Origin of the sequence: Picosynechococcus sp. PCC 7002 (assembly GCF_963860125.1) — a bacterium.
Taxonomy (GTDB): Bacteria; Cyanobacteriota; Cyanobacteriia; order Cyanobacteriales; family MRBY01; genus MRBY01.
In genome coordinates this window covers 2,076,051-2,102,233 of sequence record NZ_CAWLFA010000001.1, presented here as the reverse complement: position 1 = coordinate 2,102,233, position 26,183 = coordinate 2,076,051, and the positions used below count along the sequence as shown (strand labels likewise).

Annotated in this window: 25 protein-coding genes; 12 read left to right on the top strand and 13 right to left on the bottom strand. The window is 48.9% G+C overall.

What is annotated here, in order from left to right; translation table 11 throughout:
• Positions 1-147 precede the first annotated feature (147 nt).
• From AACQ84_RS10240 to AACQ84_RS10225, 4 genes are all read left to right on the top strand, one after another.
• Positions 148-1,404 carry a hypothetical protein gene (locus tag AACQ84_RS10240; protein WP_012307630.1) on the top strand — a complete coding sequence of 419 codons (1,257 nt, stop codon included), beginning with the start codon at positions 148-150 and terminating at the stop codon, positions 1,402-1,404.
• 106 nt (positions 1,405-1,510) lie between these two features.
• Complete coding sequence (locus tag AACQ84_RS10235; RefSeq protein ID WP_012307629.1) at positions 1,511-1,906, top strand: hypothetical protein; 396 nt, start codon at positions 1,511-1,513, stop codon at positions 1,904-1,906.
• Positions 1,893-3,686: an ABC transporter substrate-binding protein gene (locus AACQ84_RS10230; protein ID WP_041443568.1), complete on the top strand. Its 1,794-nt coding sequence runs from the start codon at positions 1,893-1,895 to the stop codon at positions 3,684-3,686. Before AACQ84_RS10235 ends, AACQ84_RS10230 begins: the two co-directional genes overlap by 14 nt.
• A 6-nt stretch (positions 3,687-3,692) precedes the next feature.
• Positions 3,693-5,084 carry a TldD/PmbA family protein gene (locus AACQ84_RS10225; RefSeq protein ID WP_012307627.1) on the top strand — a complete coding sequence of 464 codons (1,392 nt, stop codon included), beginning with the start codon at positions 3,693-3,695 and terminating at the stop codon, positions 5,082-5,084.
• A 195-nt stretch (positions 5,085-5,279) separates the two neighbouring features.
• On the opposite strand, the gene AACQ84_RS10220 is transcribed toward AACQ84_RS10225, so the two are convergent.
• The 4 genes from AACQ84_RS10220 to rpoD form a co-directional block, all read right to left on the bottom strand.
• Positions 5,280-5,918: a Vat family streptogramin A O-acetyltransferase gene (locus AACQ84_RS10220; protein ID WP_254903454.1), complete on the bottom strand. Its 639-nt coding sequence runs from the start codon at positions 5,916-5,918 to the stop codon at positions 5,280-5,282.
• A gap of 114 nt (positions 5,919-6,032) precedes the next feature.
• On the bottom strand, positions 6,033-6,413 hold the full coding sequence (locus AACQ84_RS10215; RefSeq protein WP_012307625.1) for a DUF423 domain-containing protein: 381 nt from the start codon (positions 6,411-6,413) through the stop codon (positions 6,033-6,035).
• A 9-nt stretch (positions 6,414-6,422) separates the two neighbouring features.
• Positions 6,423-9,170, bottom strand: coding sequence for a bifunctional acetate--CoA ligase family protein/GNAT family N-acetyltransferase (locus tag AACQ84_RS10210; RefSeq protein WP_012307624.1), 2,748 nt, complete (start codon positions 9,168-9,170; stop codon positions 6,423-6,425).
• A gap of 180 nt (positions 9,171-9,350) precedes the next feature.
• On the bottom strand, positions 9,351-10,478 hold the full coding sequence (rpoD, locus tag AACQ84_RS10205) for an RNA polymerase sigma factor RpoD (RefSeq protein WP_012307623.1): 1,128 nt from the start codon (positions 10,476-10,478) through the stop codon (positions 9,351-9,353).
• Between the two features lie 769 nt (positions 10,479-11,247).
• On the opposite strand from rpoD, the gene AACQ84_RS10200 reads away from it, so the two are divergent.
• The gene (locus AACQ84_RS10200) at positions 11,248-12,060 is read left to right on the top strand and encodes a carbon-nitrogen hydrolase family protein (RefSeq protein ID WP_012307621.1); all 813 of its coding nucleotides are present in this window, start codon (positions 11,248-11,250) and stop codon (positions 12,058-12,060) included.
• On the opposite strand, the gene AACQ84_RS10195 is transcribed toward AACQ84_RS10200, so the two are convergent.
• Genes AACQ84_RS10195 through AACQ84_RS10185 form a run of 3 tightly spaced genes read right to left on the bottom strand, consistent with a single transcriptional unit; the run spans position 12,057 to position 13,693 of the window.
• Positions 12,057-12,278, bottom strand: coding sequence for a type II toxin-antitoxin system HicB family antitoxin (locus AACQ84_RS10195; RefSeq protein WP_041443566.1), 222 nt, complete (start codon positions 12,276-12,278; stop codon positions 12,057-12,059). The two genes, AACQ84_RS10200 and AACQ84_RS10195, sit on opposite strands and share 4 nt — an antisense overlap.
• A complete protein-coding gene (locus AACQ84_RS10190) occupies positions 12,271-12,483 on the bottom strand; it encodes a type II toxin-antitoxin system HicA family toxin (RefSeq protein WP_041443565.1) in 213 nt (70 codons plus the stop codon). The genes AACQ84_RS10195 and AACQ84_RS10190 overlap by 8 nt, the downstream gene beginning before the upstream one ends.
• A 10-nt stretch (positions 12,484-12,493) precedes the next feature.
• The gene (locus AACQ84_RS10185) at positions 12,494-13,693 is read right to left on the bottom strand and encodes a class I SAM-dependent methyltransferase (RefSeq protein WP_012307619.1); all 1,200 of its coding nucleotides are present in this window, start codon (positions 13,691-13,693) and stop codon (positions 12,494-12,496) included.
• Positions 13,694-13,972: 279 nt separating this feature from the next.
• Here AACQ84_RS10185 and AACQ84_RS10180 point away from each other — a divergent pair, with 279 nt between their 5' ends.
• Positions 13,973-16,633 carry a phycobilisome rod-core linker polypeptide gene (locus AACQ84_RS10180; RefSeq protein WP_012307618.1) on the top strand — a complete coding sequence of 887 codons (2,661 nt, stop codon included), beginning with the start codon at positions 13,973-13,975 and terminating at the stop codon, positions 16,631-16,633.
• Positions 16,634-16,750: 117 nt separating this feature from the next.
• On the opposite strand, the gene AACQ84_RS10175 is transcribed toward AACQ84_RS10180, so the two are convergent.
• The gene (locus AACQ84_RS10175) at positions 16,751-17,245 is read right to left on the bottom strand and encodes a hypothetical protein (RefSeq protein ID WP_012307617.1); all 495 of its coding nucleotides are present in this window, start codon (positions 17,243-17,245) and stop codon (positions 16,751-16,753) included.
• A gap of 340 nt (positions 17,246-17,585) precedes the next feature.
• Here AACQ84_RS10175 and AACQ84_RS10170 point away from each other — a divergent pair, with 340 nt between their 5' ends.
• On the top strand, positions 17,586-17,978 hold the full coding sequence (locus tag AACQ84_RS10170; protein WP_012307615.1) for a DUF3110 domain-containing protein: 393 nt from the start codon (positions 17,586-17,588) through the stop codon (positions 17,976-17,978).
• Between the two features lie 15 nt (positions 17,979-17,993).
• On the opposite strand, the gene AACQ84_RS10165 is transcribed toward AACQ84_RS10170, so the two are convergent.
• The 4 genes from AACQ84_RS10165 to AACQ84_RS10150 all read right to left on the bottom strand — a co-directional run bounded on the left by AACQ84_RS10165 (position 17,994) and on the right by AACQ84_RS10150 (position 20,981).
• Positions 17,994-18,557 (bottom strand): manganese efflux pump MntP, encoded by a 564-nt coding sequence (locus AACQ84_RS10165; protein ID WP_041443564.1) that lies wholly within the window; start codon positions 18,555-18,557, stop codon positions 17,994-17,996.
• A gap of 244 nt (positions 18,558-18,801) precedes the next feature.
• Entirely contained in the window at positions 18,802-19,359 is a 558-nt protein-coding gene (locus AACQ84_RS10160) for a manganese efflux pump MntP (protein ID WP_012307613.1), read from the bottom strand.
• A gap of 104 nt (positions 19,360-19,463) precedes the next feature.
• Complete coding sequence (gene hrcA, locus AACQ84_RS10155) at positions 19,464-20,510, bottom strand: heat-inducible transcriptional repressor HrcA (RefSeq protein ID WP_012307612.1); 1,047 nt, start codon at positions 20,508-20,510, stop codon at positions 19,464-19,466.
• A gap of 114 nt (positions 20,511-20,624) precedes the next feature.
• Complete coding sequence (locus tag AACQ84_RS10150) at positions 20,625-20,981, bottom strand: rhodanese-like domain-containing protein (protein ID WP_012307611.1); 357 nt, start codon at positions 20,979-20,981, stop codon at positions 20,625-20,627.
• A gap of 319 nt (positions 20,982-21,300) precedes the next feature.
• Here AACQ84_RS10150 and AACQ84_RS10145 point away from each other — a divergent pair, with 319 nt between their 5' ends.
• The 3 genes from AACQ84_RS10145 to vapC all read left to right on the top strand — a co-directional run bounded on the left by AACQ84_RS10145 (position 21,301) and on the right by vapC (position 23,693).
• Positions 21,301-22,881, top strand: coding sequence for an NAD(P)H-quinone oxidoreductase subunit 4 (locus AACQ84_RS10145; protein ID WP_012307609.1), 1,581 nt, complete (start codon positions 21,301-21,303; stop codon positions 22,879-22,881).
• A gap of 216 nt (positions 22,882-23,097) precedes the next feature.
• Positions 23,098-23,292, top strand: a complete 195-nt coding sequence (locus AACQ84_RS10140; protein ID WP_012307608.1) for a type II toxin-antitoxin system VapB family antitoxin — start codon at positions 23,098-23,100, stop codon at positions 23,290-23,292.
• A gap of 2 nt (positions 23,293-23,294) precedes the next feature.
• Complete coding sequence (gene vapC / locus AACQ84_RS10135) at positions 23,295-23,693, top strand: type II toxin-antitoxin system VapC family toxin (RefSeq protein ID WP_012307607.1); 399 nt, start codon at positions 23,295-23,297, stop codon at positions 23,691-23,693.
• Positions 23,694-23,737: 44 nt separating this feature from the next.
• Here vapC and AACQ84_RS10130 read toward each other — a convergent pair whose 3' ends face one another.
• Positions 23,738-24,487 carry a carbonic anhydrase gene (locus AACQ84_RS10130; RefSeq protein WP_012307606.1) on the bottom strand — a complete coding sequence of 250 codons (750 nt, stop codon included), beginning with the start codon at positions 24,485-24,487 and terminating at the stop codon, positions 23,738-23,740.
• A 207-nt stretch (positions 24,488-24,694) separates the two neighbouring features.
• On the opposite strand from AACQ84_RS10130, the gene AACQ84_RS10125 reads away from it, so the two are divergent.
• Positions 24,695-25,471, top strand: coding sequence for an ABC transporter ATP-binding protein (locus tag AACQ84_RS10125; RefSeq protein ID WP_012307605.1), 777 nt, complete (start codon positions 24,695-24,697; stop codon positions 25,469-25,471).
• Positions 25,472-26,173 carry an ABC transporter ATP-binding protein gene (locus AACQ84_RS10120; RefSeq protein WP_012307604.1) on the top strand — a complete coding sequence of 234 codons (702 nt, stop codon included), beginning with the start codon at positions 25,472-25,474 and terminating at the stop codon, positions 26,171-26,173. It abuts the gene before it with no gap.
• Positions 26,174-26,183: the final 10 nt, after the last annotated feature.

Here is a 26,183-nt window from a genome sequence, read left to right as displayed (position 1 = left end):
CCTTTATTCAAGTTAAATCTCAGCCTATCAACAAATGCGGATGACATTGTAGTGATTTTTACGTCGCTTTAGATACGGCCAACCCCCAAAAATTGGGTTACTTTAAAGGCAAATTTTAAGATTTTCTTTTTATTTAGGTGACTAGCAATGGACTTTTGCCAAGAATTCATCACCACCATCCATGATCTTGATGCCGATCTGGACTACCTCGAAAAACGCCTGATGAATCTTCGTGAAATTTGCCCCATGGCGTTACTCATTCCCTCACTTTATGAAGAACTTCAACGGCCTGCCCTCACTCGGATCAAAGAGCATTTAAAAGGCTGTGCCTACATCCAAACCATCAATGTTTGTCTCCATGCCGAAACCGTCGAACAGTATCACCATGCCGTGACGTTTTTTCGTGAATTGCCCCAAAAGGTCAACGTCATTTGGACGAATGGAGCCCGGATTCGCGGCATTTTAGAAAAGCTCGCCCAGCAAAATCTCAATCTCCTTGACTACATGGGCAAGGGCTGGGCGGTGTGGCTGGGCCTTGGTCTGGCGTCCCTAGATGCCCGGGCGATCGCCCTCCATGATGCCGACATTGTCACCTTTGACCGTTCCCTGGTGGCCAAGCTGTTCTATCCTATCGTGGAGCCAGAATTCGGTATTGCCTACAACAAAGCCTATTACACCCGTCTCGGCCTCGAAACCCGAGCGATGAATGGCCGGGTTGTGCGTCTCTTCGTTGCGCCTCTGTTGGCAACCCTTGAAGACGTCCTGGGGCGCAATGCCTACCTCCACTACCTCAAATCCTACCGTTATCCCCTCGCCGGCGAATTTGCCATGACCGCAGATCTGGCCTTAAATTTGCGCGTTCCCTGTGACTGGGGTATTGAGGTGGGGCTATTGGCAGAGGTTTATCGCAACGTAGCGCCGAAACGGGTGGCCCAGGTGGATCTGGGGTTCTTTGACCACAAACACAAAGCCGTGGGCAACAATCCCCAAGAAGGGCTACAGAAAATGTGTACCGAAATTTTGTCTTCGATCCTGCGTACCTTGACAGAAACGGAGTCAATTGTTTTCTCTGAAGGGCACCAAATCGCGCTCCAGGTGAAATTCCGCCGCGTCGCCCAGGATATGATCCGTCAATATTTTGTCGATGCGACCTGTAACGGTATTCCCTACGATCGCCACCGGGAGGAAATGACCGTCGAAAGCTTTGAACAGATCATTCCTTTAGCCTTTGATAAATATATGCACGAGCCGGCTGTGTACCGCATTCCAGACTGGACAAGGGCCTTGGCTGTAATGCCTGACCTCCGGGAGCAACTGATGGCAGCGGTGGAAGCGGATATGGCAGAGGTGCAGTTAGAGGCGACGATGCAGCGCTCGGAAATTCCCCCTTTGGAGATGGTTTAACTCCCTAAGGCGATCGCCATTGCCGCAACAGATGATGGGGGGAGGATGCCGAAGGCCACCACAATCGATACAATCTTTAAACACAGTTGTCGCCCTTACTCTCCCCATGTTGCGTGAATTTTTTCCCTTTATTATTCCCATCGAAGCCAGCACGATCGCCGGCGCTTGCCTCTGGGCCTTTGCCCTCTACATTGGCATTGCTCCGTTGCGGGAAGGGATCTTGAATGGTCTGGAACGCTGGATGAATTGGGCCGAGCGATCGCTCTATTTTTCCGAAGAAGAATTTGAGAAGGACAAAGAAATTCGTGAATCCAAGAGTGCTTTTTCGGCCTCGCTCTTGAGCATTGTGCCTTTTTTATTATTTGGCGCAGGGTGTAATTTTGGGGTGGAGTGGAGCCTCGGTCACAGTTGGGCAATCAGTTTGGGGGTGATGGCCTGTGCTGGCTGTGGGGTGTATGAACTAGGGCGTTTAGATGGGGCGCAGCGCAATGAAGAAGAATAAATTCTTGAAACTTTCTAAATTATTTCGGTTACAGCGGTTTTGGGCATTTGTGGCGGCGATCGCCTTTTCCTTGACTTTGCCCTCTGTCCTCACCGCCTGTAATCCCCAAGCCAGTAACGCCACCGGGGCAGGGGACAACCAAATTGTGATCAGCGTCCTCAGCGACCCGAAAACCTTTAACCCGGCCCTCTCGGCAGAGTCCCCCAGTATTTTTGGCCTTACCTATGAAGGCTTAGTTTCAGAAAACCCCGTCACGGGGGAAACGGAGCCACGGCTTGCCGAATCCTGGGAATTTTCTGAAGACCAACTCAGCTTGACCTTTACCCTGCGGGACAACCTGCAATGGTCTGACGGGGAACCGCTCACCGTTGATGATGTGGTCTTTAGCTACAACCAGATTTATCTCAACGAAAAAATCCCCACCAATTCCCGTGATGGCCTCCGGGTGGGCGTTGCCGGAACTTTGCCGACCGTGGAAAAAGTAGGCGATCGCCAGGTGAAATTCACCATCACCGAGCCCTTTGCGCCTTTCCTCAACAATACGGCCCTGGAAATTCTGCCAGAACACGTCCTCCGCGAAAGCGTTGAGCAGACCGACAGCGAAGGCAATCCCCTCTTTTTGGGTACCTGGGGCGTCAGCACGCCACCACAAGATTTAGTTTCCAGTGGCCCCTACCAGTTAATTAACTATGCCGTGGGTCAGCGCTTAATCTTCCAGCCCAACCCCTACTACTGGCAAACCCCCAAGCCCTACGTGGATCAAATCGTTTGGCAAATCGTCCCCAACACTGACACCACTTTGCTGCAATTTCGGTCTGGCGATTTAGATGTCACGGGGGTCAGCCCAGATTATTTTTCGCTCCTGAAACGGGAAGAAGACCGGGGTAAATTTACCATCTACAACGGCGGGGAAGCCTACGGCACCAGTTTTATTTCCTTTAATCTCAATACCGGGAAGCGGGACGGCAAACCCCTCGTCGATCCCATCAAGTCGAAATGGTTCAACAATCTGAAGTTTCGTCAGGCTGTGGCTTATGGCATTGATCGACAGCGCATGGTGAACAATATTTACCGGGGTTTGGGGGAAGTGCAACATTCGCCGATTTCGGTGCAATCTCCTTTCTATAATGATCAAATAAAAACCTACGATTATGACCCAGACAGGGCCAAGGCGCTCCTCGAAGAAGCGGGCTTTTCCTACAACGCCCAGGGACAATTAATCGATGCCGACAATAATCCCGTGCGTTTTTCCTTGATTACCAATGCGGGCAACAAAATTCGCGAAGCAATGGCGACTCAAATTGAGCAGGATCTCGAAGCCCTGGGAATGCAGGTGGATTACAGCCCGATTGGTTTTAATATCCTCGTCGATAAGTTGAGCAACTCCCTCGATTGGGATTGTTTCTTGTTGGGCTTGACAGGAGGGAATGAACCCAATGGGGGCGCGAATGTGTGGTTCCCAGAGGGGAATTTGCATATGTTTAACCAAGCGGCGCGGCCAGGCACTACCCCCCTGACGGATCGGCTGATCAATGACTGGGAACAGGAAATTGCGGATCTCTACATCCAAGGGGCCCAGGAGCTGGATCTCGACAAACGCAAGGAGATTTATGCTAAAACCCAAGAACTTGCAGCGGAATATCTACCGTTTATCCATTTAGTGAACAATTATTCCCTCGCAGCGGTGCGTGACAAAATTGAAGGGGTACAACATTCGGCCCTGGGTGGCCCCCTCTGGAACCTAGAAGATTTAACGATTGCGGCTGAAATTAAGGAGTAAAGATCGATGACGACCCTCACCATGCAACAAATTACCGATGCCCTCAAGGGGGCGATCGCCACCCATCAAGGGGCTGTGGACTACCTAGAAATTCGGGTGCAGCAGAGTGAATCTACCAGTCTGGCCTTCCGGGGGGCGCAGTTCGACGGCAGTAACCGTAGTTTTGCCCTCGCCGGCGGGATTCGGGCCTGTCACCAGGGGGGTTGGAGTTTTGTCACGTTCAATGGCCTCGCCGAATTAGGCGATCGCGTTGCCGAAGCGGTTTCCCAGGCGAAACTTGTGGGCAAAGAATCTACCCAACTGGCTCCCAGTGGGGCCATCGAGGACTATGTACCAGTAGAGATTAAAACCGACCCCCGCACTATTTCCCTCAAGGAAAAACGAGATTTGTTGGCGAAATACAACCAAATTTTGCTGGATTATGACCCCCGGATTCAAACAACGATGGCCAGCATTAGCGATAGTTTCGTCACCACCTACTTCGTCAATTCCAATGGCAGTTGCATCATCCAAGAACGCCTCGATGTCAACGGTAGATTTGGGGCGATCGCCAGGGGAGAAAATGGTGTCGTGCGCCAGGGCTTTGAATCGATTAATTCCCGCTGTGATTTCGATGCGCTCATTGGAATCGAAGAGCGTGTTAAAGGCGCAGCAGAACGAGCGATCCGTCAACTAGAAGCCAAGCCCGTCAAAGGCGGACAATATACCGTTGTTCTGGATCCTTACCTCGCAGGGGTCTTTATCCACGAAGCCTTTGGCCACCTATCCGAAGCCGATTTTGTCTACGAAAATCCCCGGATGCAGGAACTCCTGACCATCGGCAAACCCCTCGGCATTTCCCAACTAAATGTGATCGATGATGCCACCCTCCCTGATCTGCCCGGCACGATGAAATACGATGACGAAGGGGTACCCGGCCAACGCAAATATTTAATCAAAGACGGTGTGCTCACCCAGCGACTCCACTCCCGCGAAACCGCAGGGAAAATGAGCGAAGCGCCCACAGGGAATGCCCGCGCCATTCAAGCTGGTTATCCGCCCCTGGTGCGCATGACGAATACGGCCATCGAACCCGGTGATACGCCCTTTGCAGAAATGATCCAAGATATCCAAGAAGGAGTCTATGCAGTGCGGATGATCGGTGGTCAAACTAATGGGGAAATGTTTACCTTTGCGGCGGCGGAAGGCTACATGATCCGTGATGGCAAAATCGCCGAACCTGTCAGTGATGTCACCCTCTCTGGGAACGTCTTCCAAACCTTAAAGGACATTGAGGCGATCGGTAACGACACCCTCTATACCAACGGCGGCTGTGGTAAAGGTGGCCAAGGAGGTTTACCTGTCAGCGTTGGCGGCCCGCACTTGCGCATTAAAAATGTTGTCGTCGGTGGCCGTTAAATAGAATTTAAAATCTCAAGCTATCTGCAATCTGTGATGCCCTGCTTAAACATAGAGAAAATTAGCAGGGTTTTTTGTTGGTTTTATTTTGAAAGCTCAGGCAAGAGTGTCAATAGTTTTGATGATGAAGCTCGTGAGCTGTGTTTAAACTTTTGCAGCGAGCATGACGATTATAGAAGCTATATAAAGATTTCGTTATTCACACTGGAGCAGAGCATCTAAATCCGCTGCGACAATTTTTTCTAAATTGCGGGTAATTTTCTCGATCTCCCAATCCCACCAAGCCACTGATAGTAAGGTTTTAATCACTTCATCGGTAAAGCGTTGTCGAATACATTTGGCGGGGTTGCCACCTACAATGGTGTAGGGAGGGACATCGTTAACCACGACTGATTTGGCGGCAATAATCGCACCATCTCCCACGTGCACACCGGGCATAATCACGGCTTCATAGCCAATCCAAACATCATTGCCGATGACTGTATCGCCTTTGTAGGGGAAGTCACTAGGTTGCAGGGCGAGTTTGTCCCAACCATTGCCAAAAATCTGAAACGGATAGGTGGAAAAACCATCGATTTTGTGGTTGCCCCCGTTCATGATGAACTTAACTCCCCTGGCCAGAGCGCAAAATTTACCGATGATTAGGCGATCGCCAATAAAGGGAAAGTGATACAAAACATTGCGTTCAAAGTTTTCTGAATCCTCCGGATCGTCGTAGTAAGTGTAATCGCCGATGATGATATTCGGATTTGTCACCGTGTTGCGGATAAAACAAATCTGCGGAAATCCTGCCATGGGATGCGGATCATTGGGGTCGGCTCCATACACAGCCAGGTGCTCCTATTGCTAAAAAGATTCGTAGTTCCTTGAATCTTAGCGAGGAATTGAAAACGAAGTTACAGCAAATTCACAAAATCTGTCCAAACTTAATCGCTTTGCCAAAATTCTTTAGCGGCTAAACTGCCAACCGGCGATCGCCAAACAGATCCAGCCAACGATGAAAGCCGCCCCACCGAGCGGTGTAATGGCCCCCAAAATTTTCACCCCACTTAAACTCAAGGCATAGAGGCTACCGGAAAAGAGCACAATCCCGACAATAAAGGCAATGCCAGCCCCATTGAGCCAACTTTGGGGGAACGACCCCTGGACAGAAAATAGGCCCACCAGCAGTAAGGCGATCGCCTGATACATTTGGTATTTAGCGGCAGTTTCCCAGATATCAAGGGCATTGGCGTCGAGGGTTTCTTTAAGGCCATGGCTGGCAAAGGCACCAGCGGCGACGGCGAGACCAGCAAGGATGGGGGCAATAACTAAGAAAAAACGGGTCATAGTCTTTGTTTAATTGAGTTGTAGAGTCGCTTTAACCACTTCAAAATTTTGGCGCTTGAGGGTAAAACCAGCCTTTTCCGAAACCCGTTGCATCCCTTTATTTTCTGAGAGAATGTCGGCGGTAATGGCAGTCAGCCCTTCATTGCGACCAATTTCCACCAGACGCCGGAGTAATTCGGTACCAAGTCCTTGGCGTTGGATCGGGTCGCTGACAATCATCGCAAATTCCCCCTCCGTGGTGCCGTGGAGTTGACTCAAACGGGCCACAGCATAGACTTCTTTTGTTTGGGTTTCAGGGTCGGTGTATTCAGCAACCAGCGCCATTTCCCGGTCGTAATCAATGAAACAGAGGCGGGTTAACCGTTCGTGGGCGATGCGACTTTGCAGGGTGACGAGGTGAAAATAACGGAAATAAACGCTTTGCTCAGACAAAGTTTGGTGAAACTTCACCAGCATCGGTTCATCTTCGGGGCGGATCGGGCGAATCATAAACTCCCGTCCATCGGCGCTTGTCCAGGGTTTTTCATATTGCAAGGGGTAGGGGCGAATGGCAGGTTTTGGTAAGTCTTTTTCGACTAAGTCGAGGGGATGCAGCACAAGCCGCGCGTCAAGGGCAACGAGGCGATCGCCGGAGGCAAAGAGGGGATTAATGTCCATTTCTTTGATCCAAGGTTGCTCGACGATTAAACGGCTAAAACGGATTAAAATTTGCTCTAGTTCGTCTAAATTGACCGCTTTTCGACCCCGGACTCCCTTGAGGGCTTTATAAATTTTGGTTTGCTCCATCGTGCGGCGAGCGAGGGTACTGTTCAGCGGTGGTAGGGCGATCGCCCGATCCTGAAAGACTTCCACGAGTTGTCCACCACTGCCAAAAACTAACACTGGCCCAAACTGCCCATCGATACTGCTGCCGAGGATCAGTTCGTAGCCATCCTTAAGGTTGAGCATCGGTTGCACTGTCACGCCGTGGAAATGCTCTGCACCGACTTTTTCGGTGACGCTCTGGCAAATCCGCTCAAAGGCACGCTCGACACTCGCCGCACTGTTTAAATTCAGTTCCACACCCCCCACATCGGTTTTATGGGTGATCGTGGTGGAGAGTAGTTTCAAAACCACTGGATAGCCAATTTCATCGGCAAGGGCGATCGCCATTTCTGGGGTACTGGCATTGCCCGTTGGCACGATGGGGATGCCGTAGGCGGCTAACACTTTCTTCGACTCGGATTCCGTGAGGAGTGTCCGACCTTCGGCGCGAATCGAATCAAGGATCACTTTGACATTGTGGCGATCAATAATCCCATCAGTATCGGGGGCGAGGGTCGGCGTTTCGTAAATGCCCTCAAGGGTGTATTTATACCGCCACAACAATTGAAATAAATACGCTGCCGAATCGGGATAACGGTAGGTGGGCACTTGGGAGCGATTTAAAAAGAGTTCCCCCTCGGTTACCTCATCGCCCCCCATCCAACTGGCAAGGACGGGTTTATCGGTTTTTTCGACACATTTTTGTAAGGCGATCGCCGTGGCGGTGGGGTCAGTCATTGCTTGGGGGGTCAGGATCACCAAAAATCCGGCACTGTTCGGGTCAGCGATCGCCACATCGAGGGTTTTGGCATAGCGTTCCGGTTCCGCGTCCCCCAAAATATCGATCGGGTTACTATTGCTCCAATGGCTCGGCAAAAATTCATCCAAGGCGGCGATCGTTTCGGGGGCTAATTCCGACAGTTCTCCTCCCCGCTGAATAATCGCATCGGTCGCTAAAACTCCCGGCCCCCCCGCATTGGTGATAATCGTTAGTTTCGGTTTTTTCGGTAAGCGGGGCTGTTTCGCGAGAATTTCCGCCAAATTAAACAATTCTGAAATGCGATCCACCCGCAGCACCCCGCAGCGTCGAAATGCCGCATCTAACACCGCATCACTCCCCGCCAAGGAACCCGTATGGGAAGCTGAAGCTTTTGCCGCCGCCTCCGTCCGTCCCGCCTTAATCACAATAATCGGCTTGGCGATCGCCACCTCCCGCGCTGCCGAAAGGAACGACCGGGCATCCCCCACCGACTCCATATAAATCACAATGCTTTTCGTGTTCGGGTCATCGCCGAGGTAGGTGATCAAATCACCCCAGTTCACATCCAGCATCGACCCCAGCGAAATAAAGGCACTAAAGCCCACATTCTCCGGAAAACTCCAGTCCAACACCGCTGTACAAAACGCCCCACTCTGGCTGATAAACCCCACATGACCTGGTTGCGCCATCGCATGGGCAAAGGTGGCATTTAGCCCACTATGGGGATTCATTAACCCCAAACAGTTCGGCCCAATAATCCGCAACTTCCCAGCGGCGATCGCCATAATTTCTTTTTCCAGCGCCTTCCCTTCCTCACCAATCTCCTTAAACCCCGCCGAGATAATAATTGCGGCTTTTACCCCCACATCAACACATTCGCGCACCACTTGGGGCACAAACTGCGCTGGAATTGCAATCACTACTAACTCCACCGTTTCGGGGACTGCGGAAATATTGTCGTAGGCTTTAATTCCCAACACACTATTGCGCTTCGGGTTCACCGGATAGACCGTCCCGCCAAAGGGATGACTAATCAAATTCCAGAGCAACGTCCGCCCCACGCTACCCTCTTTGTCCGTGGCACCAATGACAGCAACAGATTTGGGATTAAAAAAATAACTGAGGGGTTGTTTTTCCGAGCGGAGGATATCGTATGCCGGATCAATCGTGATCGTCAGGGGAGAGTTTGCCATGGGAACTCGCTAAACTGCTGTTGCCGCTATGCTACTGTGAACCATCCAAATTTTTACGGTTTTTTTACAGAATATTTCTTCGGGAAAATTGAGCAATAAAAAACCCCACCGACTGGCAGGGTAATTCTAAAATTTTATGTTCTCAGTATTCAGCTTTTAAAGATTGAGGCTGAATATGGCCTAGCGGATATATTCTTTCAGGATGCTGTTGCGGTTCGGGTGACGCAGTTTACGCAGCGCTTTTGCTTCGATCTGGCGAATCCGTTCACGGGTTACGTTAAAAATTTGGCCAATTTCTTCGAGGGTTTTCATGCGGCCATCATCCAAGCCATAACGGAGACGGAGAACATCACGCTCACGGGCACTGAGGGTATCAAGCACGTTTTCTAGATCTTCCCGCAGGAGGCTCTTGGAGACTTGATCTTCTGGAGTTTCCCCATCGGCTTCGATGAAGTCACCCAAGCGAGAATCTTCTTCTTTACCAATCGGCGTTTCGAGGGAAATCGGTAACTGGGCAGACTTGGCGATGAAGCGCAGTTTTTCGATGGTCATTTCCATGCGCTCAGCAATCTCTTCCTCGGTGGGTTTGCGGCCTAATTCTTGGGAAAGAATCTTGGTGGTTTTTTTGATGCGGGAAATGGTTTCGTAGAGGTGAACAGGCAGACGAATGGTCCGGGATTGATCGGCGATCGCCCGCGTAATAGCCTGACGAATCCACCAGGTCGCGTAGGTAGAGAACTTATAACCTTTTTCGTGGTCAAACTTTTCGGCGGCACGGATCAGACCCAAAGAACCCTCTTGGATCAAGTCCTGAAACGAAAGGCCGCGGTTCATATATTTTTTCGCAATAGAGACCACCAGACGGAGGTTTGATTGCACCATTTTGTCTTTGGCACGGCGACCATGGAACAAGCGACGCCGAAAATCTTTGAGGGGCATCCCAGCGGCTTCGGCCCACTCTTTGTCCGTAGGAACGCGAGACTCATGCTCGGTGAGTTGTTCCCGCATCCGCTCTAGTTCGAGCAAATCAGCAATTTTCCGGGCCAGCTCAATTTCTTCTTCAGCCCGCAGCAGACGAATCCGGCCAATTTCTTGGAGGTAAATCCGAATCGAGTCTTCGGTGTAGGGTTTTTTCTTGGTGGCAGTTTCCTTACGACGACTGGTTTTTGCTTTCCGACTTTTTTTCGTGGGGAGGGTAAGTTCTACATAGTCGGTACCTTCTTTAATTTGCGCTTCCGCAAGGGCACTGTAATCAATATCACCCTCATTCCGAGTCTGATCCAGTACGGGGTTCGTCGCTTGGGTCATGCCTATTTCCTCTTGTTCGTTTAAAAAAGCAACTAAATGGACATTCAATGGAGACTTCTAGCAAACAGAATGATTCTGTCGAAGTCGAGGTTTTCCCTACCAAAGGCTATGTTTGATAGAAAAAAACTGTGGGTTTTGATTGTACTAGTAGATGGGAACTTTCCTGCTACCTTTTGGGGGTTTTATTCCGTCTCTAAAACTAGTCAAAATCTGTAATGAGCTTCTCCGACGAGATAGCTTGGAGCAAATCCTTAGCCATTTTAGTGAATTTGTCTTTTATTGCCCACATGGTTATAGCAAAATCTGTAAACTTCGCCCACCCATAGGTTTTTTTGTTAAGTACAAATATTCTAGTGCCCAAGTAAAGCGACTGATGGATGGCGATCGCCTCTAGCATCGCCAGTCGCAAAAACTACTCCAGGTGGGATGCAACCTTTGTCAAGGGCTATCCAGAAACTTGATGCTAATAGGTTAACTGATCTTTTCTGAAAATGTTCACCATGGGCAAAATTTTCTGCGCTAAAGGTTTTCAAACCGAGACATCTGTGCTTTGGTAATGCGATCGCCGCAAGATTTCCATGCCAATGATTCACAGCCTCCAGCGTTTTTGATCATCCACTCAAGAAAGGTATGCTGCAAAGCCCGTCTCGAAGCGATCGCCCCATGTTGGTGGGGAAAGATTCTGCTATGGTATTAAACCAGTTTAACCATCAAAACTTCTGGTTGACGGTTTTCCCAGATCCCTATTTCTAAAAACATCTCAGGCCATATGAAATCCTATCTCGCGGCAGCGATCCAAATGACCAGTAAGCCCGACTTAGACCACAACTTGGGCGAAGCAGAAGACTTGATTCAGTTGGCTGTCAACCAGGGGGCGAAACTTGTGACGCTGCCGGAAAATTTTTCTTTCCTCGGCGAAGAAGCCGCTAAGCTTGCTCAGGCCGATGTCATTGCCCAAAAAAGCGAAAAATTTCTCAAGACTATGGCCCAGAGATTTCAAATCACCCTCCTGGGTGGTGGGTTTCCGGTGCCTGGCGGTGACAATAAAGTCTTTAACACGGCCCTGCTGATTTCCCCTGATGGCCAAGAATTAGCCCGCTATCACAAGGTGCATTTGTTTGATGTGAATTTGCCCGACGGAAATACCTACAAAGAATCAAGTACAGTCCAGGCGGGCGATACACTCCCCCAAATCTTTGCTTCGCCGGAGTTGGGCAAAATTGGTTTATCCGTTTGTTATGATGTGCGCTTTCCGGAGCTATATCGTTCGTTATCAAAGCAAGGAGCCGATATTCTTTGCATTCCCGCCGCATTTACAGCCTATACCGGCAAAGATCACTGGCAAACCTTGATTCAAGCCAGAGCCATTGAAAATACCTGTTATGTAATCGCGCCAGCACAAACAGGCAACCATTACGGCATGCGTTATTCCCACGGCCACGCGATGATCGTCGATCCTTGGGGAACTGTGCTGAATGATGCGGGTGTTCACCCAGGGGTGGCGATCGCCGAAATTAATCCCAATCGCCTAGCCCAAGTGCGCCGTCAAATGCCCTCCCTCGAACACCGGGTTTTCGGTTAGGCTGCAACCAAGACAGCGGTGGGCTTTGGTAAAGTTTCTCCTGCCGCTTCGTAGTCTTCAATTAAGCTTTCTAGGCATTCAACACCATTTTGAACAGCTTCTTGATAACTCTCACCATGGGTACGCCAGGTTTGACCAATAAAATCCGGAAAGCCAACCAGATAACAATTATCAAGGTCGCTCCACTGAATTACCATTTGATATTTGAGTTTATCCATTGTCTTTTGCCTCGTTAACCTGTTGAATGGCATCTAGAATAGTTTGTTCCTGATAGGGCTTTGCGTCTCTTCCATCTTTTCCGGCTAAGGTGATCCTGCCTGCATATTTTGGATGTGTCCAGTTGGTATGACTTCCTTTACCAGGTCGCATCGTAAATCCAGCCCGACGCAAGAGTTTTTTTAACTCACGAATCTTTTTAGGCATCCTTCACTGCTTATATTTTAGGTGTCAGCATAATCAATTGTCTGGCCTGGAGCGATCGCCCTAGATCTAACCCGACTCCCAGAGCTTGGGAAATTTCACCAATCGTTTTTGTGCCGTCGCAAGCCTGCATAAACTGAAACTCAGTGTCGTTGAGGCTAACGAGTTGGTAGTCGTAGTCAAAGAGAGACTGGCTAGGCCAGCCATTCAAACAAGGATGAACCTCTGCTATTGCTTGGGCAAGAGTTTGATCGTCAGACCAATCCATTTTTGCCAGGGGCGGTTTGCAGAGGAAAAATTCGTAGTGGCTAATGGTGGTATCCAACAATTCGATTAAACGATAACGGGAACGTTCATCTAAGTTTTTTGCCCGCTCGATTAACTCTGGTTCCTTGCCCACAAGTCGCTCTAGCTCCCAGAACTGGGGATTAGAAAAGCCAACAAATTCTAGTTCTGACGCATCAATGAGTTCAAATAAAGTCTTGATGTTGTAGTCTACTTCCTGGGGATGAACATACATATCTGCAAAGGATGCATCCCGGTGATTTTCTAAAGACCAGCGTTCTTTGTCGTACTGAACAAGGCGACTATTTTCTGGTAGGTTTGCGAAAATTTGGCGGCCTACTTTAACTCCGTCAATATAGTCGCCGCGCTTATCGGCCTGCAAAATGGCGATCGCCTCTTGCATCAGTTGAATTTCCCAACGGCCCAACTCCGCATAGACAAAAATATGAAAAATGCCGCCGGGGGCTAGTTTTTGCGCGAGGGCTTGAATTCCCTGAATTGGGTCGGGCATATGGTGCAAGACGCCGACGCAATTGATTAGATCAAATTCCCCTTCTAGTTCCGTTGCCTGTTCAATAGGTAAACGCTTAAAGGTGACTGGTGCGGTATGGCGATCGCGTACCCCAGACTGTTGACAGCGTTTTTCGGCGACTTCTAAGGCCCCTTCACTGAGGTCAATGCCGACAATTTCAGCGGCTGGGTTTAAATGAATTAAATATTCCGTACCGACTCCCGTGCCACAACCAGCATCGAGGATGCGAATGTTATCTGTGCTCGGTTTACGTCCAGTGCAAAAGTTATAGGCGGCCTGCCAATGCCAACGCCAGTTATACCCTGGGGGCGGTTCATCCAACAGCGGCTCCGGCGGAAAAGGATAGGTATTGTAGAGATTTCGGACGGCTTGTTGGCGATCGCTAGGGTGAGTCATAGGGGGAAGGTCGCAAATAGATTAACTGGCTTGAAAACAGTACAGGTCACATTGTGCAACCTTGATCCCCAGTTTTTCTGAATTTTTGACATACTTCTTAATAAATTTCGTGTCCGGGCCGGAAACGTTCTACCCTAAAGTCTAGCTAACTGATAAACATCTCATTTAATAAAGCATTTGGGAGAAGCGATCGCCAAAGGGAACCCGAAAACTCTTGCTGACTTTCTCCCCAATTTCGCTATAAATTGAACATTTTTGATTGGAGATAGTTGAAAATCCATGACGATTAAGGCCAGCGGTGGAAGCTCTTTAGCTCGCCCCCAGTTATATCAAACCGTTCCCCTCTCCAACATTTCCCAGGCAGAGCAACAGGATCGCTACCTGGAATCTGGAGAACTAACGGCACTGAAAACGTTTTATGACTCTGGACTCAAGCGTTTGGCGATCGCCCAAGCGATTAAACTGAGTTCCCAGCTCATCGTCTCCCGTGCCGCGAACCGGATTTTTGCCGGTGGATCCCCCCTTGCTTACCTCGACCAACCGGAAACCGATACCGATGACAGCGATCTCGGCGTTTCCATGGCTGTCGGGGATGCCAGTGGTGCCACAGGGATCTTTGGTGGTGTCAAAAATTTGTTTCTCGGTTCTGGTGGCGGTAAGATTCCCGCTGGTTTCCGGCCAATCAGTGTTTCCCGTTACGGCCCCCGCAACATGACCAAGTCCCTGCGGGATATGGCTTGGTTCCTCCGCTACACTACCTATGCCATTGTGGCCGGTGATCCGAGCATCCTCGTGGTCAACACCCGTGGTCTAAAAGAAGTCATCGAGAATGCTTGCTCCATTCCGGCGACCATCGTGGCGATCCAGGAAATGAAAGCGGCTTCTTTGGATCTGTTCCGGGGCGATCGCGAAGCCCAAGAAACCGTGGTTCAGTATTTCGATGTGTTAATCACCGAAATGCAGACCCAAGTGCCCAACGATAAATTGCGCCAACGGCCTTCCATCGATGCCCAGGGTTTACAACTGCCCCAGAGCTACTTCAACGCCGCCGAAAAGCGTCAGAAGTTCGTGATGAAGCCTGGCTTGTCTGCCCTAGAGAAAAACTCAGTCGTCAAAGCCGCCTATCGCCAAATCTTTGAACGAGACATTACACGGGCCTACAGCCAATCCATTTCTTACCTTGAATCCCAAGTGAAAAGTGGCGACATTTCCATGAAGGAATTTGTCCGTCGCTTGGCGAAATCTCCCCTCTACCGGAAGCAATTTTTTGAACCTTTTATCAACAGCCGAGCTTTAGAACTTGCTTTCCGTCACATCCTCGGTCGTGGCCCCTCTTCCCGCGAAGAAGTCCAAGAATACTTTGCCATTGTCTCTAGCGGTGGTTTAGCGGCCCTGGTCGATGCTTTGGTCGATTCCCAAGAATATGCCGATTATTTCGGGGAAGAAACCGTGCCTTACCTCCGTGGTTTAGGCCAAGAAGCCCAGGAATGTCGCAACTGGGGCATGCAACAGGATCTGTTTAAATACAGCGCACCTTTCCGCAAAGTCCCTCAATTTATCACGACCTTCGCCAGCTACAATCAGCCCCTACCGGATCAGCACGTATATGGCTCTGGTAACGATGCCTTAGAAATTCAGTTCGGGGCAATCTTCCCGAAAGCAACCCGGAGTCCCAGCGCCAGCCCTGCTCCCTTTAATAAGGATACTCGGCGGATCTTGATTCACCGTGGCCCTGGCATTAACAACCAACTGGGTAATCCCCGCGCCCGCGCTACACAACCCGGCAGCCTTGGAGCCAAGGTATTCCGTCTCAATAACGAATTACCGTCAGGGAAGACTACCAACGTTAGTTTCTCGGAAAGTGCAACCCAAAAGGTCATTGAAGCGGCTTACCGTCAGGTCTTCGGTCGGATGGTCTATGCTGGCCAACGCCAGAAAGTAGCAGAGATCAAGCTCGAAAATGGTGAAATCACCCTGCGGGAATTCATCCGGGCTTTGGCAAAATCTGATGTTTTCCGGAATACTTACTGGTCTTCTCTATACGTAACCAAGGCTGTGGAGTACATCCACCGTCGTCTGTTGGGTCGTCCCACCTATGGTCGCCAAGAAATCAACAGCTACTTTGATACCTGTGCGAAAAAAGGTTTCTACGCGTTGGTAGATGCGATCATTGACAGTAAAGAATACGAAGAAGCTTTCGGTGAAGATACAGTTCCCTACGAACGCTATCTGACTCCCGGTGGTTATTCGCTGCGTCAGACTCGCCCCGGTGCGCTCCGTGAAGATGTGGGGGTTAAGGTTAAGGTTGAGAAGACAGCTCGCTTTATTGAGTTGGGCACTTCTAGCACGAAGAATCTACCGGTGACGGATGTGGATGCTCGCCTCAAGCAAGGGGTTAACATCCAGCGTCAGCAAACGAAGGCCTTTAAACTCACGGATACCTTCAACAAGGTCGAACTGAAAACGGCGATCGCCGCAGCCTACCGTCAGATCTTTGAGCGGGACATTGAACCCTATATCGTCGATGCCCAATTCACCGCCCTTGAAAGCAAGCTGGGTAACCGTGAGATCAACATGAAGGAATTCATCGAAGGTCTGGGTTGTTCTGAGCTGTACCAGAAGGAATTCTATACTCCCTACCCCAACACGAAGGTGATTGAAATGGGAACGAAGCACTTCCTTGGTCGGGCTCCCTTAGATCAGCAGGAAATCCGTAAGTATAACCAAATCCTTGCTTCCCAAGGTCTGAAAGCCTTTATCGGCGCGATGGTTAACAGCATGGAGTACCTCGATAACTTCGGTGAGGATACGGTACCCTTCCGTCGCTTCCCGACTTTACCGGCGGCAAACTTCCCAAATACGGAACGACTCTACAACCAACTCACGAAGCAAAATCGTGATCTTGTGGTACCGAGCTTTGAGCCTGCGGTAAAACGCTAAAACACGAAAATTCGGTTAAGACCATAAAAACTGCCCCCCTTTCAAAATTAAGAGAGGAGGGCAATTTTTTAATTGATTTTCCAGAGAATTATTTTGGGGAACCGACGGTTGTTGATGCTACTGGGAAATTTGTAAAACGTAGGGAGCGCGACCTGCATTACCAGCCTGTTCAAAGTTGCCGATAAAGACTTGGTAGCGGCCTGGATTCCAAACACCACCAATTTCGGCAGGAATCCCGCTAAAAGGATCGGCGATCGCACAGAAGGGATCTGCACTGGGATCATCGGCATTTTTGATCAGAAGCGTAAAGGGTCTGGAAACGCCACCGTTAGGATCGACAACGCTGAGATTGAGAGACATCAGGCCATTGCCATTAATGCGAAAGGTGTGGTTGGGGCGATTGGCAATCCAGCCACAAAAGTTACTATTGGTTGGCCCCCCAGCCTGGCCGGTGATTGTCCCGTTAAAGACTTCATTGGAGGTAATGGCTCCGTTAGCGGCGATCGTAAAGGTTTCCGGGCCGGCGATCGCCCCTTGAATACCACCAAGACCAGCAGCAATGGTCAGGAGCGTTGTTGCCCCAATAATGGTCGGTGCATAAAATTTTGTCATGGCTGTCCCCCTCCCCAGTTGGGTTATACCGTCAGAGGCTCCCTCGATAAAGTGAGCGTCTAGGCTCTATGAAAGAAAAGATTCCAGGAAAGTTCCACTACTGCTGTTTTGTGAAGGCTTGTTAAGCAAAAAGGCCCTGAAACAGCGATGGCGATCGCCACCTTTAAGATCGATACCAAGCAAAAATAAACCATGGTTGAGCATGGGAAGATTCGCAATTTGCCAATCGAGCGGTACCATTTTAAAGGGTTTGAGCGAAATTTCCCGTCACCTTATCATAAACAATTTGATCACCCTCCCCCAAAAGGAGCCGATTAGTAAGCATCTAAGGAGAAAGTCCATGAGTCGCGTGTATGTCTTGCTGTTTAATGCCCGGACAGAAAATGAAGGGATTCACACACTCCAAACTGGCGATCGCAACAAGATTTTAATGTTTGAAGATGAAGATGACGCCACCCGGTTTGGGCTAATGTTGGAAGCCCAGGATTTCCCGCCCGTCTCCATCGAAGCCATGGATGAAGAAGACATTATCGAGTTTTGTCGGGATGCAGATTATGATTGGCAACACGTTGCCGCCGGTGAATTAGCCACGCCCCCCGAAGCGAATGTGACAGATTTAGCTTGGGATCCAGAGGGAAAGCAACAGCCAGCAGAGCAAACCACAGCGTCAGAAAATGATTTGTCGGATACAGAATTAGACCGCATTCGACGTCAATTAGAAGGGCTTTTGTAGTGTATTCGGAATAGATTAGATTGACAGCATCTTAATGCCCAAGGCGATCAAAACTCCGCCGCCAAAAAATTCTACCTTTTCACCTAAGTGCCCGGAAATGAGTTTGGCACAAAATAAGCCCCCATAGGTGGCACAAAAAGCAGCCAAGCCAATGCTGAGGGAGTAGGGCACAAGCGGTTTACCAATGAGGCCGAGGGAAACGCCCACCCCCAAAGAATCGATGCTGGTGATACTAGAAATAAACAAAATTTTCCACAGGCTATGGATTTTGACGGATTCACCATCGTCATCGCCTGGCTTGGCTCGCATCTCTTGGTAAGCGTTGTAGCACATATGTCCACCCACCAAAACCAATAGGGCAAAGGCCACCCAATGATCGTAGGCCATAATTATAGTCTGGGCAAAACGTCCCAAAATGAAGCCGAGGGCGATCGCCACCCCTTCAGAAAGCCCCGAACTGAGCGCAAAAAATAAAGCCCGTTTTCCAGAAAAGTGGCGAATACCAAGGGCTAAGGCGGCGGAAAAAGAGTCAATACTGAGGACAAGGGCGAAAATAATAATGTCTAATTCAAAACCCATAAATGCCGTGGCGATCGCCAACCCGAAAAGAATGCATTTATTACTATAAACGAAAAATCGTGGGCCGATTTATCATAGTTTTTTCATTGTTCCCAAGTTCCACAAAATCATTTAAAAAAATCTTCCCAAAAAGTAATTATCTACAAACAAATCCTAATTCTCGTGAAACTGAGCGAAATAATAATCTGCTTTTTACTTGGAAAATGACGACTTTAGATTTATAAAAATCGGGTCTAAATAATCATTATATTGAGAGCATTTTAAGGCCCATGGCAATCAAAACACCACCGCCAAAAAACTCTACCTTTTCCTTCAATTGACTAGAAATTAATTGTGCGCAAAATAAGCCCACATAAGTAGCAAAAAAGGCGGAAATTCCGATCCCCAGGGAATAGGGAATTAAGGGTTTGCCCATTAAACCAAGGGAAATACCAACCCCCAAAGAATCAACACTGGAAATGCTGGAGACCAAAAGGATTTTCCAAAGGCCATGAATTTTTCTGGATTCATCATCATCGCCTGGGAGTTTTTGCATTTCTCGGTAGGCGCTGTAGCACATGTGAACACCGATGAGAATCAAGAGAATAAAAGCAATTCCTTGATCATAGAAGGTGATGTATTGGGCGAAATTACCCAGGAGAAAACCGAGGGAAATAGCGCCGCCACCGGAGAAACCTGAACTGAGCGCAAAAAATAAGGCCCGCTTGCGGGAAAAATGGCGTGCTCCTAGTGCAAGGGCGACAGAAAAACAGTCAATACTCAGCACTAGGGCGAAGAGAAGAATATCTAAGTCAAAGTCCATGAAATCCCCTATGGGTACTCCCCTAAAAAGATTGTGGCGATCGCCATCAACAAAAAAACAAAAAATTGAATTATTTGATCCTTATTTTCTACGATTCTTAAACCTTAAAAAGCGGCTTTTAAATTCTCAGACAGATAATCTGCTGTGGCTTCAACTAAGGCGATCGCATTTTCATAGAACATCCGCGTCGGGCCAAGCACCGCAACACTGCCAACGGGCGTTTTTTCTTGGTAATAATATGTGGAAATAAGGGCGCAGGTTTTCATGGGTTCTAGGGGATTTTCGGTGCCGATGTGAATGAGCGTCGGGCGATCGCCTGGTAAACCGCTAAAAACCACCGGGAGTAGCTGTTCTTGTTTCGCCTCTAGCAAGTGCAATAGGGTTTGTAACTGCTCAATTTGGGAAAACTCAGGTTGACGCAGCACTTCCGAAATGCCCCGTACCAGAATTGGTGTCGCAATCGTATGAGGCACAATCTGAGCAATCTTACCCAAAATCGTCTCCAATAACAGCTGACAATGGTGAAAGTCTTCATCTAAAGTCTGGGGATCAAGGCTGGCAATTTCTTGGAGCGATCGCCCTTGGAGATGGTGATTTAAAAAATTCGATAGAATCTCTAGCTCATCGGGGTCACAGTCCAGGGTCAAGGACAACGATTGGGGTTGATAACTATCCGTCACCACAATCATCATCACCTTCTGATCCCCTAGGGGGAGTAACTGTAGATAGCGTAGGCGAGCATGGTTTTGATGGGGCACCGTGATTAGAGCAATATAACCACTTAACGTCGCCAAAATTTGCGTTGCCCGCTGGAGGGTCGCTTCTAGTCCCCAATACTCTGCAACAGTCTGTTCCTGTAACGTTTGGCTCGCTCGTTTACGGGTCTGGGAATTGGGGGTGACGAGTTCGTCCACATAGAGACGATAGCCGGAATCAGAGGGGACCCGTCCCGCCGAGATGTGGGGTTGATACAAGAAACCTGCCTTTTCCAACTTGCCCATCACATTACGAATGGTGGCAGAACTGACCTGGAAGTCATATTCCTCCACAAGGGTTTTGGAGCCTACGGGTTCCGCTGTGGAAATGTAATGGTTGACCGTTGCTCGAAAAATATTTTGGTGACGGGGATTAAGAATTTTCTGAGCAACCATACGCCGACAGTAGTGCTTTCAATAACTAAGAAATATAAAAAAATAGTAAAAAAACTTCGCTTAACTTAAGAAAGATTTAAGGTCTAAGTTTGGGTTAGTATAGCTCATTCTTCCCTAGTAGCGCGGTAGGCTTTGATCCACAGAGAGGGTGTAAAGGTGAATCCCACCTTCAATATTAATCACTTGGGTAAAACCTTGTTGTTGCAGCCAGTAACACATTTGTGCCGAACGCACACCATGGTGACAAAGCACATAGGTTTCTGCCTGGGGGTCAAAGTCCACAGCAATGCGGGCAGCCCATTGTTCAAATTGACTCAGGGGTAAATTGGTAAAGCCTGGGAGAGCGACAATCTCTAGCTCATCGGGCTCACGCACATCAATGAGTTGCAAAGATTCGGTCGTGGCGACGCGCTGGGCAAACACCGTGGGACTGATGGCCTGGAGTTGTGGGTTAGAACTAGGGTCGGTCATGGTCAAGCTACTGATAAAAAATTAAGAGGTGAGCATTTCTAGCATTTTCTGGCTGCGTTTGGGAATGCCAAGGCTGAATTGCTAGGGGATCTTCACCTTAGGGGGGTTCAAAGTTAAGGAGTATTGCAGTTCCCCCGGAGAGTCGGTCAAGAAAATTTGGGAATGGTACAAGTAACGTTAGAGGCGTTAGATCTTCTGTCCCACTTTTTGAAGATGGTACAGGGTAAAGCATTCTGCTTGGCGATCGCCTTTATTCTGCGTTAACGATTTATAAATATTGCATTTTTTAAGAAACAGCCATTAATTTTTTTGAGTTTGTATGAACTTTGCAAATTTTCCGTGGTTATCCACGATTATTTTATTTCCCATTATTGCGGCATTATTTTTGCCCCTCATCCCCGACAAAGATGGGAAAACAGTGCGCTGGTATGCCTTGACCATTGGCTTAATTGACTTTGTGATCATCGTGACAGCCTTTTACACGGGCTACGATTTTGGCAACCCGAATCTGCAACTGGTAGAGAGCTATACCTGGGTCGAAGCAATCGATCTGCGCTGGTCAGTGGGGGCCGATGGCCTTTCCATGCCCTTGATTCTTCTCACGGGTTTTATCACAACTTTGGCGATCTTGGCAGCCTGGCCCGTAAGCTTTAAGCCGAAGCTATTTTATTTCCTGATGCTGCTGATGTATGGCGGTCAAATCGCTGTCTTTGCCGTGCAGGATATGTTGCTATTTTTCTTTACCTGGGAACTCGAACTGGTTCCGGTTTACCTGATTCTTTCCATTTGGGGCGGCAAAAAACGGCTCTATGCCGCAACGAAATTCATTCTCTACACCGCCGGCGGTTCGTTATTTATTCTGATTGCCGCCCTAACCATGGCTTTCTATGGAGATACGGTCACCTTTGATATGACGGCGATCGCCCAAAAAGACTTTGGCATTAATCTCCAACTGCTGCTCTATGGCGGCCTCCTCATCGCCTATGGGGTGAAGTTACCGATTTTTCCTCTGCATACCTGGCTCCCCGATGCCCACGGTGAAGCCACGGCCCCGGCCCACATGCTCCTGGCAGGCATTCTCTTAAAAATGGGAGGCTATGCCCTGCTGCGAATGAATGCCGGGATGCTCCCCGATGCCCATGCCCTGTTTGGCCCGGTGCTCGTCATCTTGGGGGTCGTCAATATCGTTTATGCGGCTCTAACTTCCTTTGCTCAACGCAATCTCAAACGAAAAATCGCCTATTCCTCCATTTCCCACATGGGCTTTGTGCTGATTGGGATGGCTTCGTTTACCGATTTGGGCACCAGCGGCGCAATGTTGCAGATGATTTCCCACGGGCTAATTGGCGCAAGCCTCTTCTTTATGGTTGGTGCCACCTATGACCGTACCCATACCCTCATGCTCGATGAAATGGGTGGAGTCGGCAAAAAGATGAAGAAAATCTTTGCGATGTGGACGACCTGCTCGATGGCATCTTTGGCGTTGCCGGGGATGAGTGGTTTTGTTGCTGAATTAATGGTGTTTGTTGGTTTTGCCACCAGTGACGCCTATAGCCCCACCTTCCGGGTGATTATCGTTTTCCTCGCAGCGGTGGGCGTCATTTTAACGCCGATCTACCTGCTTTCAATGTTGCGGGAAATCCTCTACGGCCCTGAAAACAAAGAGCTTGTGGCGCATGAAAAACTGATCGACGCTGAACCCCGCGAAGTCTTTGTGATTGCGTGCTTGTTGATTCCGATTATTGGGATTGGTCTGTATCCGAAGGCTGTGACCCAGATCTATGCTTCGACTACAGAAAATCTAACGGCGATCCTGCGTCAATCGGTGCCGAGTCTCCAGCAAACGGCACAGGCACCTAGTTTAGATGTTGCGGTTCTGCGTGCCCCAGAGATTCGCTAATCGTTCAAACTTGAGTCCATAATTTTTGCAAGGCGGTGTGTTAATGGGCACCGTCTTTTTTATTAGCTGGAGTTCGGCGATCGCCTTTATCAAAGGACTTGATACACTAGAAATCATCAAGGATTTCACAAACATGACAAGAAGCCAGGCACTTCTCGAGAGACGATTGGCAAAAAAATTAACAGAGTGAATTTAATTTAACTGAAGGCAACTGAAATGACTGTAGCTTTGAATATTGATGATGCTCTTTTGGAAGAAGCTCTCGCCCTCGGCAATCAAACACCGCCCGATGCCCTTGTTGAAATTGCCCTCAAAGAATACATTCAGCGGCGTAAACGCCTCAAATTAATTGAGCTTTTTGGAACGATTGAATACGATCCCAACTATAACTACAAAACACAACGACGATAGAGATGCAAACGATCGTTGATACTTCAGTTTGGTCCCTGGCTTTACGTCGAAAAGCACCGCCTGAGCTGTTGCCTCAAGTTTTAGAACTACAACGACTGATTATCGCGGATGAAGTTGTTATGCTTGGGTTGATTCGTCAAGAAATCTTATCTGGGATCCGCAATCTTGATCAATTTGCCCGTCTCAAAAGCTATCTTCAAGGATTTTTGGATTTAGAGCTAGATACCGCTGACTATAAAACCGCTGCTGAGTTTTTTAATCAATGTCGACGCAATGGCGTACAAGGATCAAATACAGATTTTTTGATTTGTGCTGTTGCTCATCGCCGACGCTACAAAATTTTGACAGAAGACCAAGATTTTAAAAATTTTCAGGCCTACATTCCCATCGAACTCGCTTAACATTGGCGATCGCCCCAGGGATCAAAAAAAATTTGTATGGCAGCCTAACCACTCACAGAGAAGGTATCAGTTTCGCCGTACCAACCCGCTAAACTCTGGCCAGAAGCGACGGTGTAGGGAAGTGGGCAACCTTCTAGGGCTTCACGCTCCGTTAAGGGGGTTTCGTCGATGAGGCTATAGTCTGGCTTCACATAGGCGTGTTTTGTTTCGTCGTAGGCTAACACTTCGCCATTTTCGATGTTGTAGATCCAGCCATAGATTTTCAGCTTGCCCTGGTGGAGCCGCGATCGCACCACGGGATAGGTTTTGAGATTATCAATCTGAACAAGGACATTTTCCGCAACGAGGGTTTCGACCAGTTCTTCCCCTTCGCAGTGGGGGTAAGTATCCCGGACGAGGCGACGGGTGGCTTCGGCGTGCTTGAGCCAATCGTAAACCAAAGGCATATCCGCTTGGAGTTTATTTAATTTAAGCAGCCCTTTCATCGCGCCACAGTGGGAATGGCCACAGACAATAATTTGCCGAATATCGAGGCCTTGGAGAGCATATTCTAGGGTGCCCCCTTCGCCGCCATTGGCCGCACCATAGGGAGGAATAATATTTCCGGCATTGCGGATGACGAAGATTTCACCAATATCCGTTTGGGTAATCAGCGCCGGGTCAACACGGGAGTCGGAGCAACAAATGAACAGAACGCGGGGCTTTTGGCCGTGGGAAAGTTGTTCAAAAAGATCCTGGTGGCTCGCAACATAGCTTTGCTTAAATTTGTCCAGGCCGCGAATAAGTTTTTTCACTGTTCGATCGTCCGATGTCAAAACGAGGTGACTACTGAGGAATCATAGTAAACCAAAATAATCCATTTAGATAAATGAGGATGGCACATATTTTTCATAAGGTAGACCAATCACCTGGGGAGATTTTTGGCGATCGCCGACTCAATAATCCCGTTAATTTCCCCCCTAGATGCCGCTAAAATAAGCTTGATTTAATCGGTCAAGCCTATGCCGGATTTAGCCATCCCCATCCTCAACGTTCAACATTTGACCCGGCGCTTCGGGGGCTTGGTGGCGGTACATGATGTGTCTTTTCAGGTGGCCCCAAGGGAAATTTTCGGCTTGATTGGGCCAAATGGGGCGGGCAAAACAACTTTTTTTAATCTGTTGACTGGGATGATTCCCCCTTCCCAAGGAAACATTCTGTACCAAGGCCGCAAGATTCACGGTCTGGCTCCCCACCAAATTGCCGCCTCTGGTATTGCGCGGACGTTTCAAAATCTGCGCTTGTTTGGAAATTTGTCGGCCCTCGAAAATGTGGCGATCGCCCGCCATCTGCACCAAAAAAACAATATTTTTGAAGGAATTTTAGGTTTACCCAAAGCGAAAAAAGCTGAGCAAGAAACCTACGACCGGGCGAAGGAATTGCTAGATTTGGTGGGCTTAACCGGAAAATACCGTCAACAGGCAAAAAATTTTTCCTATGGTGATCAGCGGCGTTTAGAAATTGCCCGCGCCTTGGCCCTAGAACCCCAGCTTTTACTCCTCGATGAACCCGCTGCCGGGATGAACCCCAACGAAAAAGGCGCTTTGAGTGATTTGATTCGACAAATTCGGGCGCAATTTGACCTGACGATTCTGTTGATTGAGCATCATATTCCCCTGGTGATGGGACTGTGCGATCGCCTGGCGGTGTTGGACTTTGGCGAACTGATTGCCCTCGGTTTACCAGAGGATGTAAAGGCAGATCCAGCGGTGATTGAAGCGTATTTGGGGGATGAGTAAATGTTGGAACTCATTGATGTCTCAGTCAATTACGGTGGTATCGAAGCCCTGAAAAATATCCACTTAACGGTCAATGCCGGGGAAATTGTCACCCTGATCGGCGCGAATGGGGCCGGAAAAACCACCACTCTCAAGGCCATTTCGCGGCTGGTCAATCTCCGCCAAGGTCGAATTTTGTATCACGGCACCGAGATCACCAAAAGTGCCCCCCATGCCGTTGTCAGGGCTGGCATTGCCCATAGTCCAGAGGGAAGACGAATTTTAGCGCGGCAAACAGTTTTAACGAATTTGGAATTGGGGGCCTACACGCGCCAGGATCGGTTAGGGATTAAAGCAGATCTCGAAAAACAATTTGCCATTTTCCCGCGCCTCGCAGAACGGAAAAATCAAATTGCGGGCACCCTCAGCGGTGGGGAACAACAAATGTTGGCGATCGCCAGGGCGGTGATGGGTCGGCCAAAACTTTTACTCCTTGATGAACCGAGTCTTGGTTTAGCGCCCCAAATTGTGAAGGAAATTTTTCAGGTAATTCAACAACTCCACGCCGATGGCACCACGATTCTTTTAGTCGAACAAAATGCGAGTTTGGCCCTCGAATGTAGCGATCGCGCCTATGTTTTAGAAGCGGGTTACCTTAAAATTAGCGGCAACGCCCGGGATCTACTCACCGATGAACGGGTTAAAGCAGCCTATCTTGGCTAGGTAGGTGCTC

Bases quoted from the DNA above. Each gene is read 5' to 3' on its own strand.
- AACQ84_RS10120 (WP_012307604.1), top strand. From the start codon at position 25,472: ATGTTGGAACTCATTGATGTCTCAGTCAATTACGGTGGTATCGAAGCC.
- AACQ84_RS10200 (WP_012307621.1), top strand. From the start codon at position 11,248: ATGAAATCCTATCTCGCGGCAGCGATCCAAATGACCAGTAAGCCCGAC.
- vapC (WP_012307607.1), top strand. From the start codon at position 23,295: ATGCAAACGATCGTTGATACTTCAGTTTGGTCCCTGGCTTTACGTCGA.
- hrcA (WP_012307612.1), bottom strand. From the start codon at position 20,510: ATGGTTGCTCAGAAAATTCTTAATCCCCGTCACCAAAATATTTTTCGA.
- AACQ84_RS10140 (WP_012307608.1), top strand. From the start codon at position 23,098: ATGACTGTAGCTTTGAATATTGATGATGCTCTTTTGGAAGAAGCTCTC.
- AACQ84_RS10210 (WP_012307624.1), bottom strand. From the start codon at position 9,170: ATGGCAAACTCTCCCCTGACGATCACGATTGATCCGGCATACGATATC.
- AACQ84_RS10230 (WP_041443568.1), top strand. From the start codon at position 1,893: ATGAAGAAGAATAAATTCTTGAAACTTTCTAAATTATTTCGGTTACAG.
- AACQ84_RS10165 (WP_041443564.1), bottom strand. From the start codon at position 18,557: ATGGGTTTTGAATTAGACATTATTATTTTCGCCCTTGTCCTCAGTATT.
- AACQ84_RS10235 (WP_012307629.1), top strand. From the start codon at position 1,511: ATGTTGCGTGAATTTTTTCCCTTTATTATTCCCATCGAAGCCAGCACG.
- AACQ84_RS10125 (WP_012307605.1), top strand. From the start codon at position 24,695: ATGCCGGATTTAGCCATCCCCATCCTCAACGTTCAACATTTGACCCGG.
- AACQ84_RS10240 (WP_012307630.1), top strand. From the start codon at position 148: ATGGACTTTTGCCAAGAATTCATCACCACCATCCATGATCTTGATGCC.
- AACQ84_RS10190 (WP_041443565.1), bottom strand. From the start codon at position 12,483: ATGCCTAAAAAGATTCGTGAGTTAAAAAAACTCTTGCGTCGGGCTGGA.
- AACQ84_RS10215 (WP_012307625.1), bottom strand. From the start codon at position 6,413: ATGACCCGTTTTTTCTTAGTTATTGCCCCCATCCTTGCTGGTCTCGCC.
- AACQ84_RS10145 (WP_012307609.1), top strand. From the start codon at position 21,301: ATGAACTTTGCAAATTTTCCGTGGTTATCCACGATTATTTTATTTCCC.
- AACQ84_RS10175 (WP_012307617.1), bottom strand. From the start codon at position 17,245: ATGACAAAATTTTATGCACCGACCATTATTGGGGCAACAACGCTCCTG.
- AACQ84_RS10180 (WP_012307618.1), top strand. From the start codon at position 13,973: ATGACGATTAAGGCCAGCGGTGGAAGCTCTTTAGCTCGCCCCCAGTTA.
- AACQ84_RS10195 (WP_041443566.1), bottom strand. From the start codon at position 12,278: ATGGATAAACTCAAATATCAAATGGTAATTCAGTGGAGCGACCTTGAT.
- AACQ84_RS10150 (WP_012307611.1), bottom strand. From the start codon at position 20,981: ATGACCGACCCTAGTTCTAACCCACAACTCCAGGCCATCAGTCCCACG.
- AACQ84_RS10225 (WP_012307627.1), top strand. From the start codon at position 3,693: ATGACGACCCTCACCATGCAACAAATTACCGATGCCCTCAAGGGGGCG.
- AACQ84_RS10160 (WP_012307613.1), bottom strand. From the start codon at position 19,359: ATGGACTTTGACTTAGATATTCTTCTCTTCGCCCTAGTGCTGAGTATT.
- AACQ84_RS10170 (WP_012307615.1), top strand. From the start codon at position 17,586: ATGAGTCGCGTGTATGTCTTGCTGTTTAATGCCCGGACAGAAAATGAA.
- AACQ84_RS10185 (WP_012307619.1), bottom strand. From the start codon at position 13,693: ATGACTCACCCTAGCGATCGCCAACAAGCCGTCCGAAATCTCTACAAT.
- rpoD (WP_012307623.1), bottom strand. From the start codon at position 10,478: ATGACCCAAGCGACGAACCCCGTACTGGATCAGACTCGGAATGAGGGT.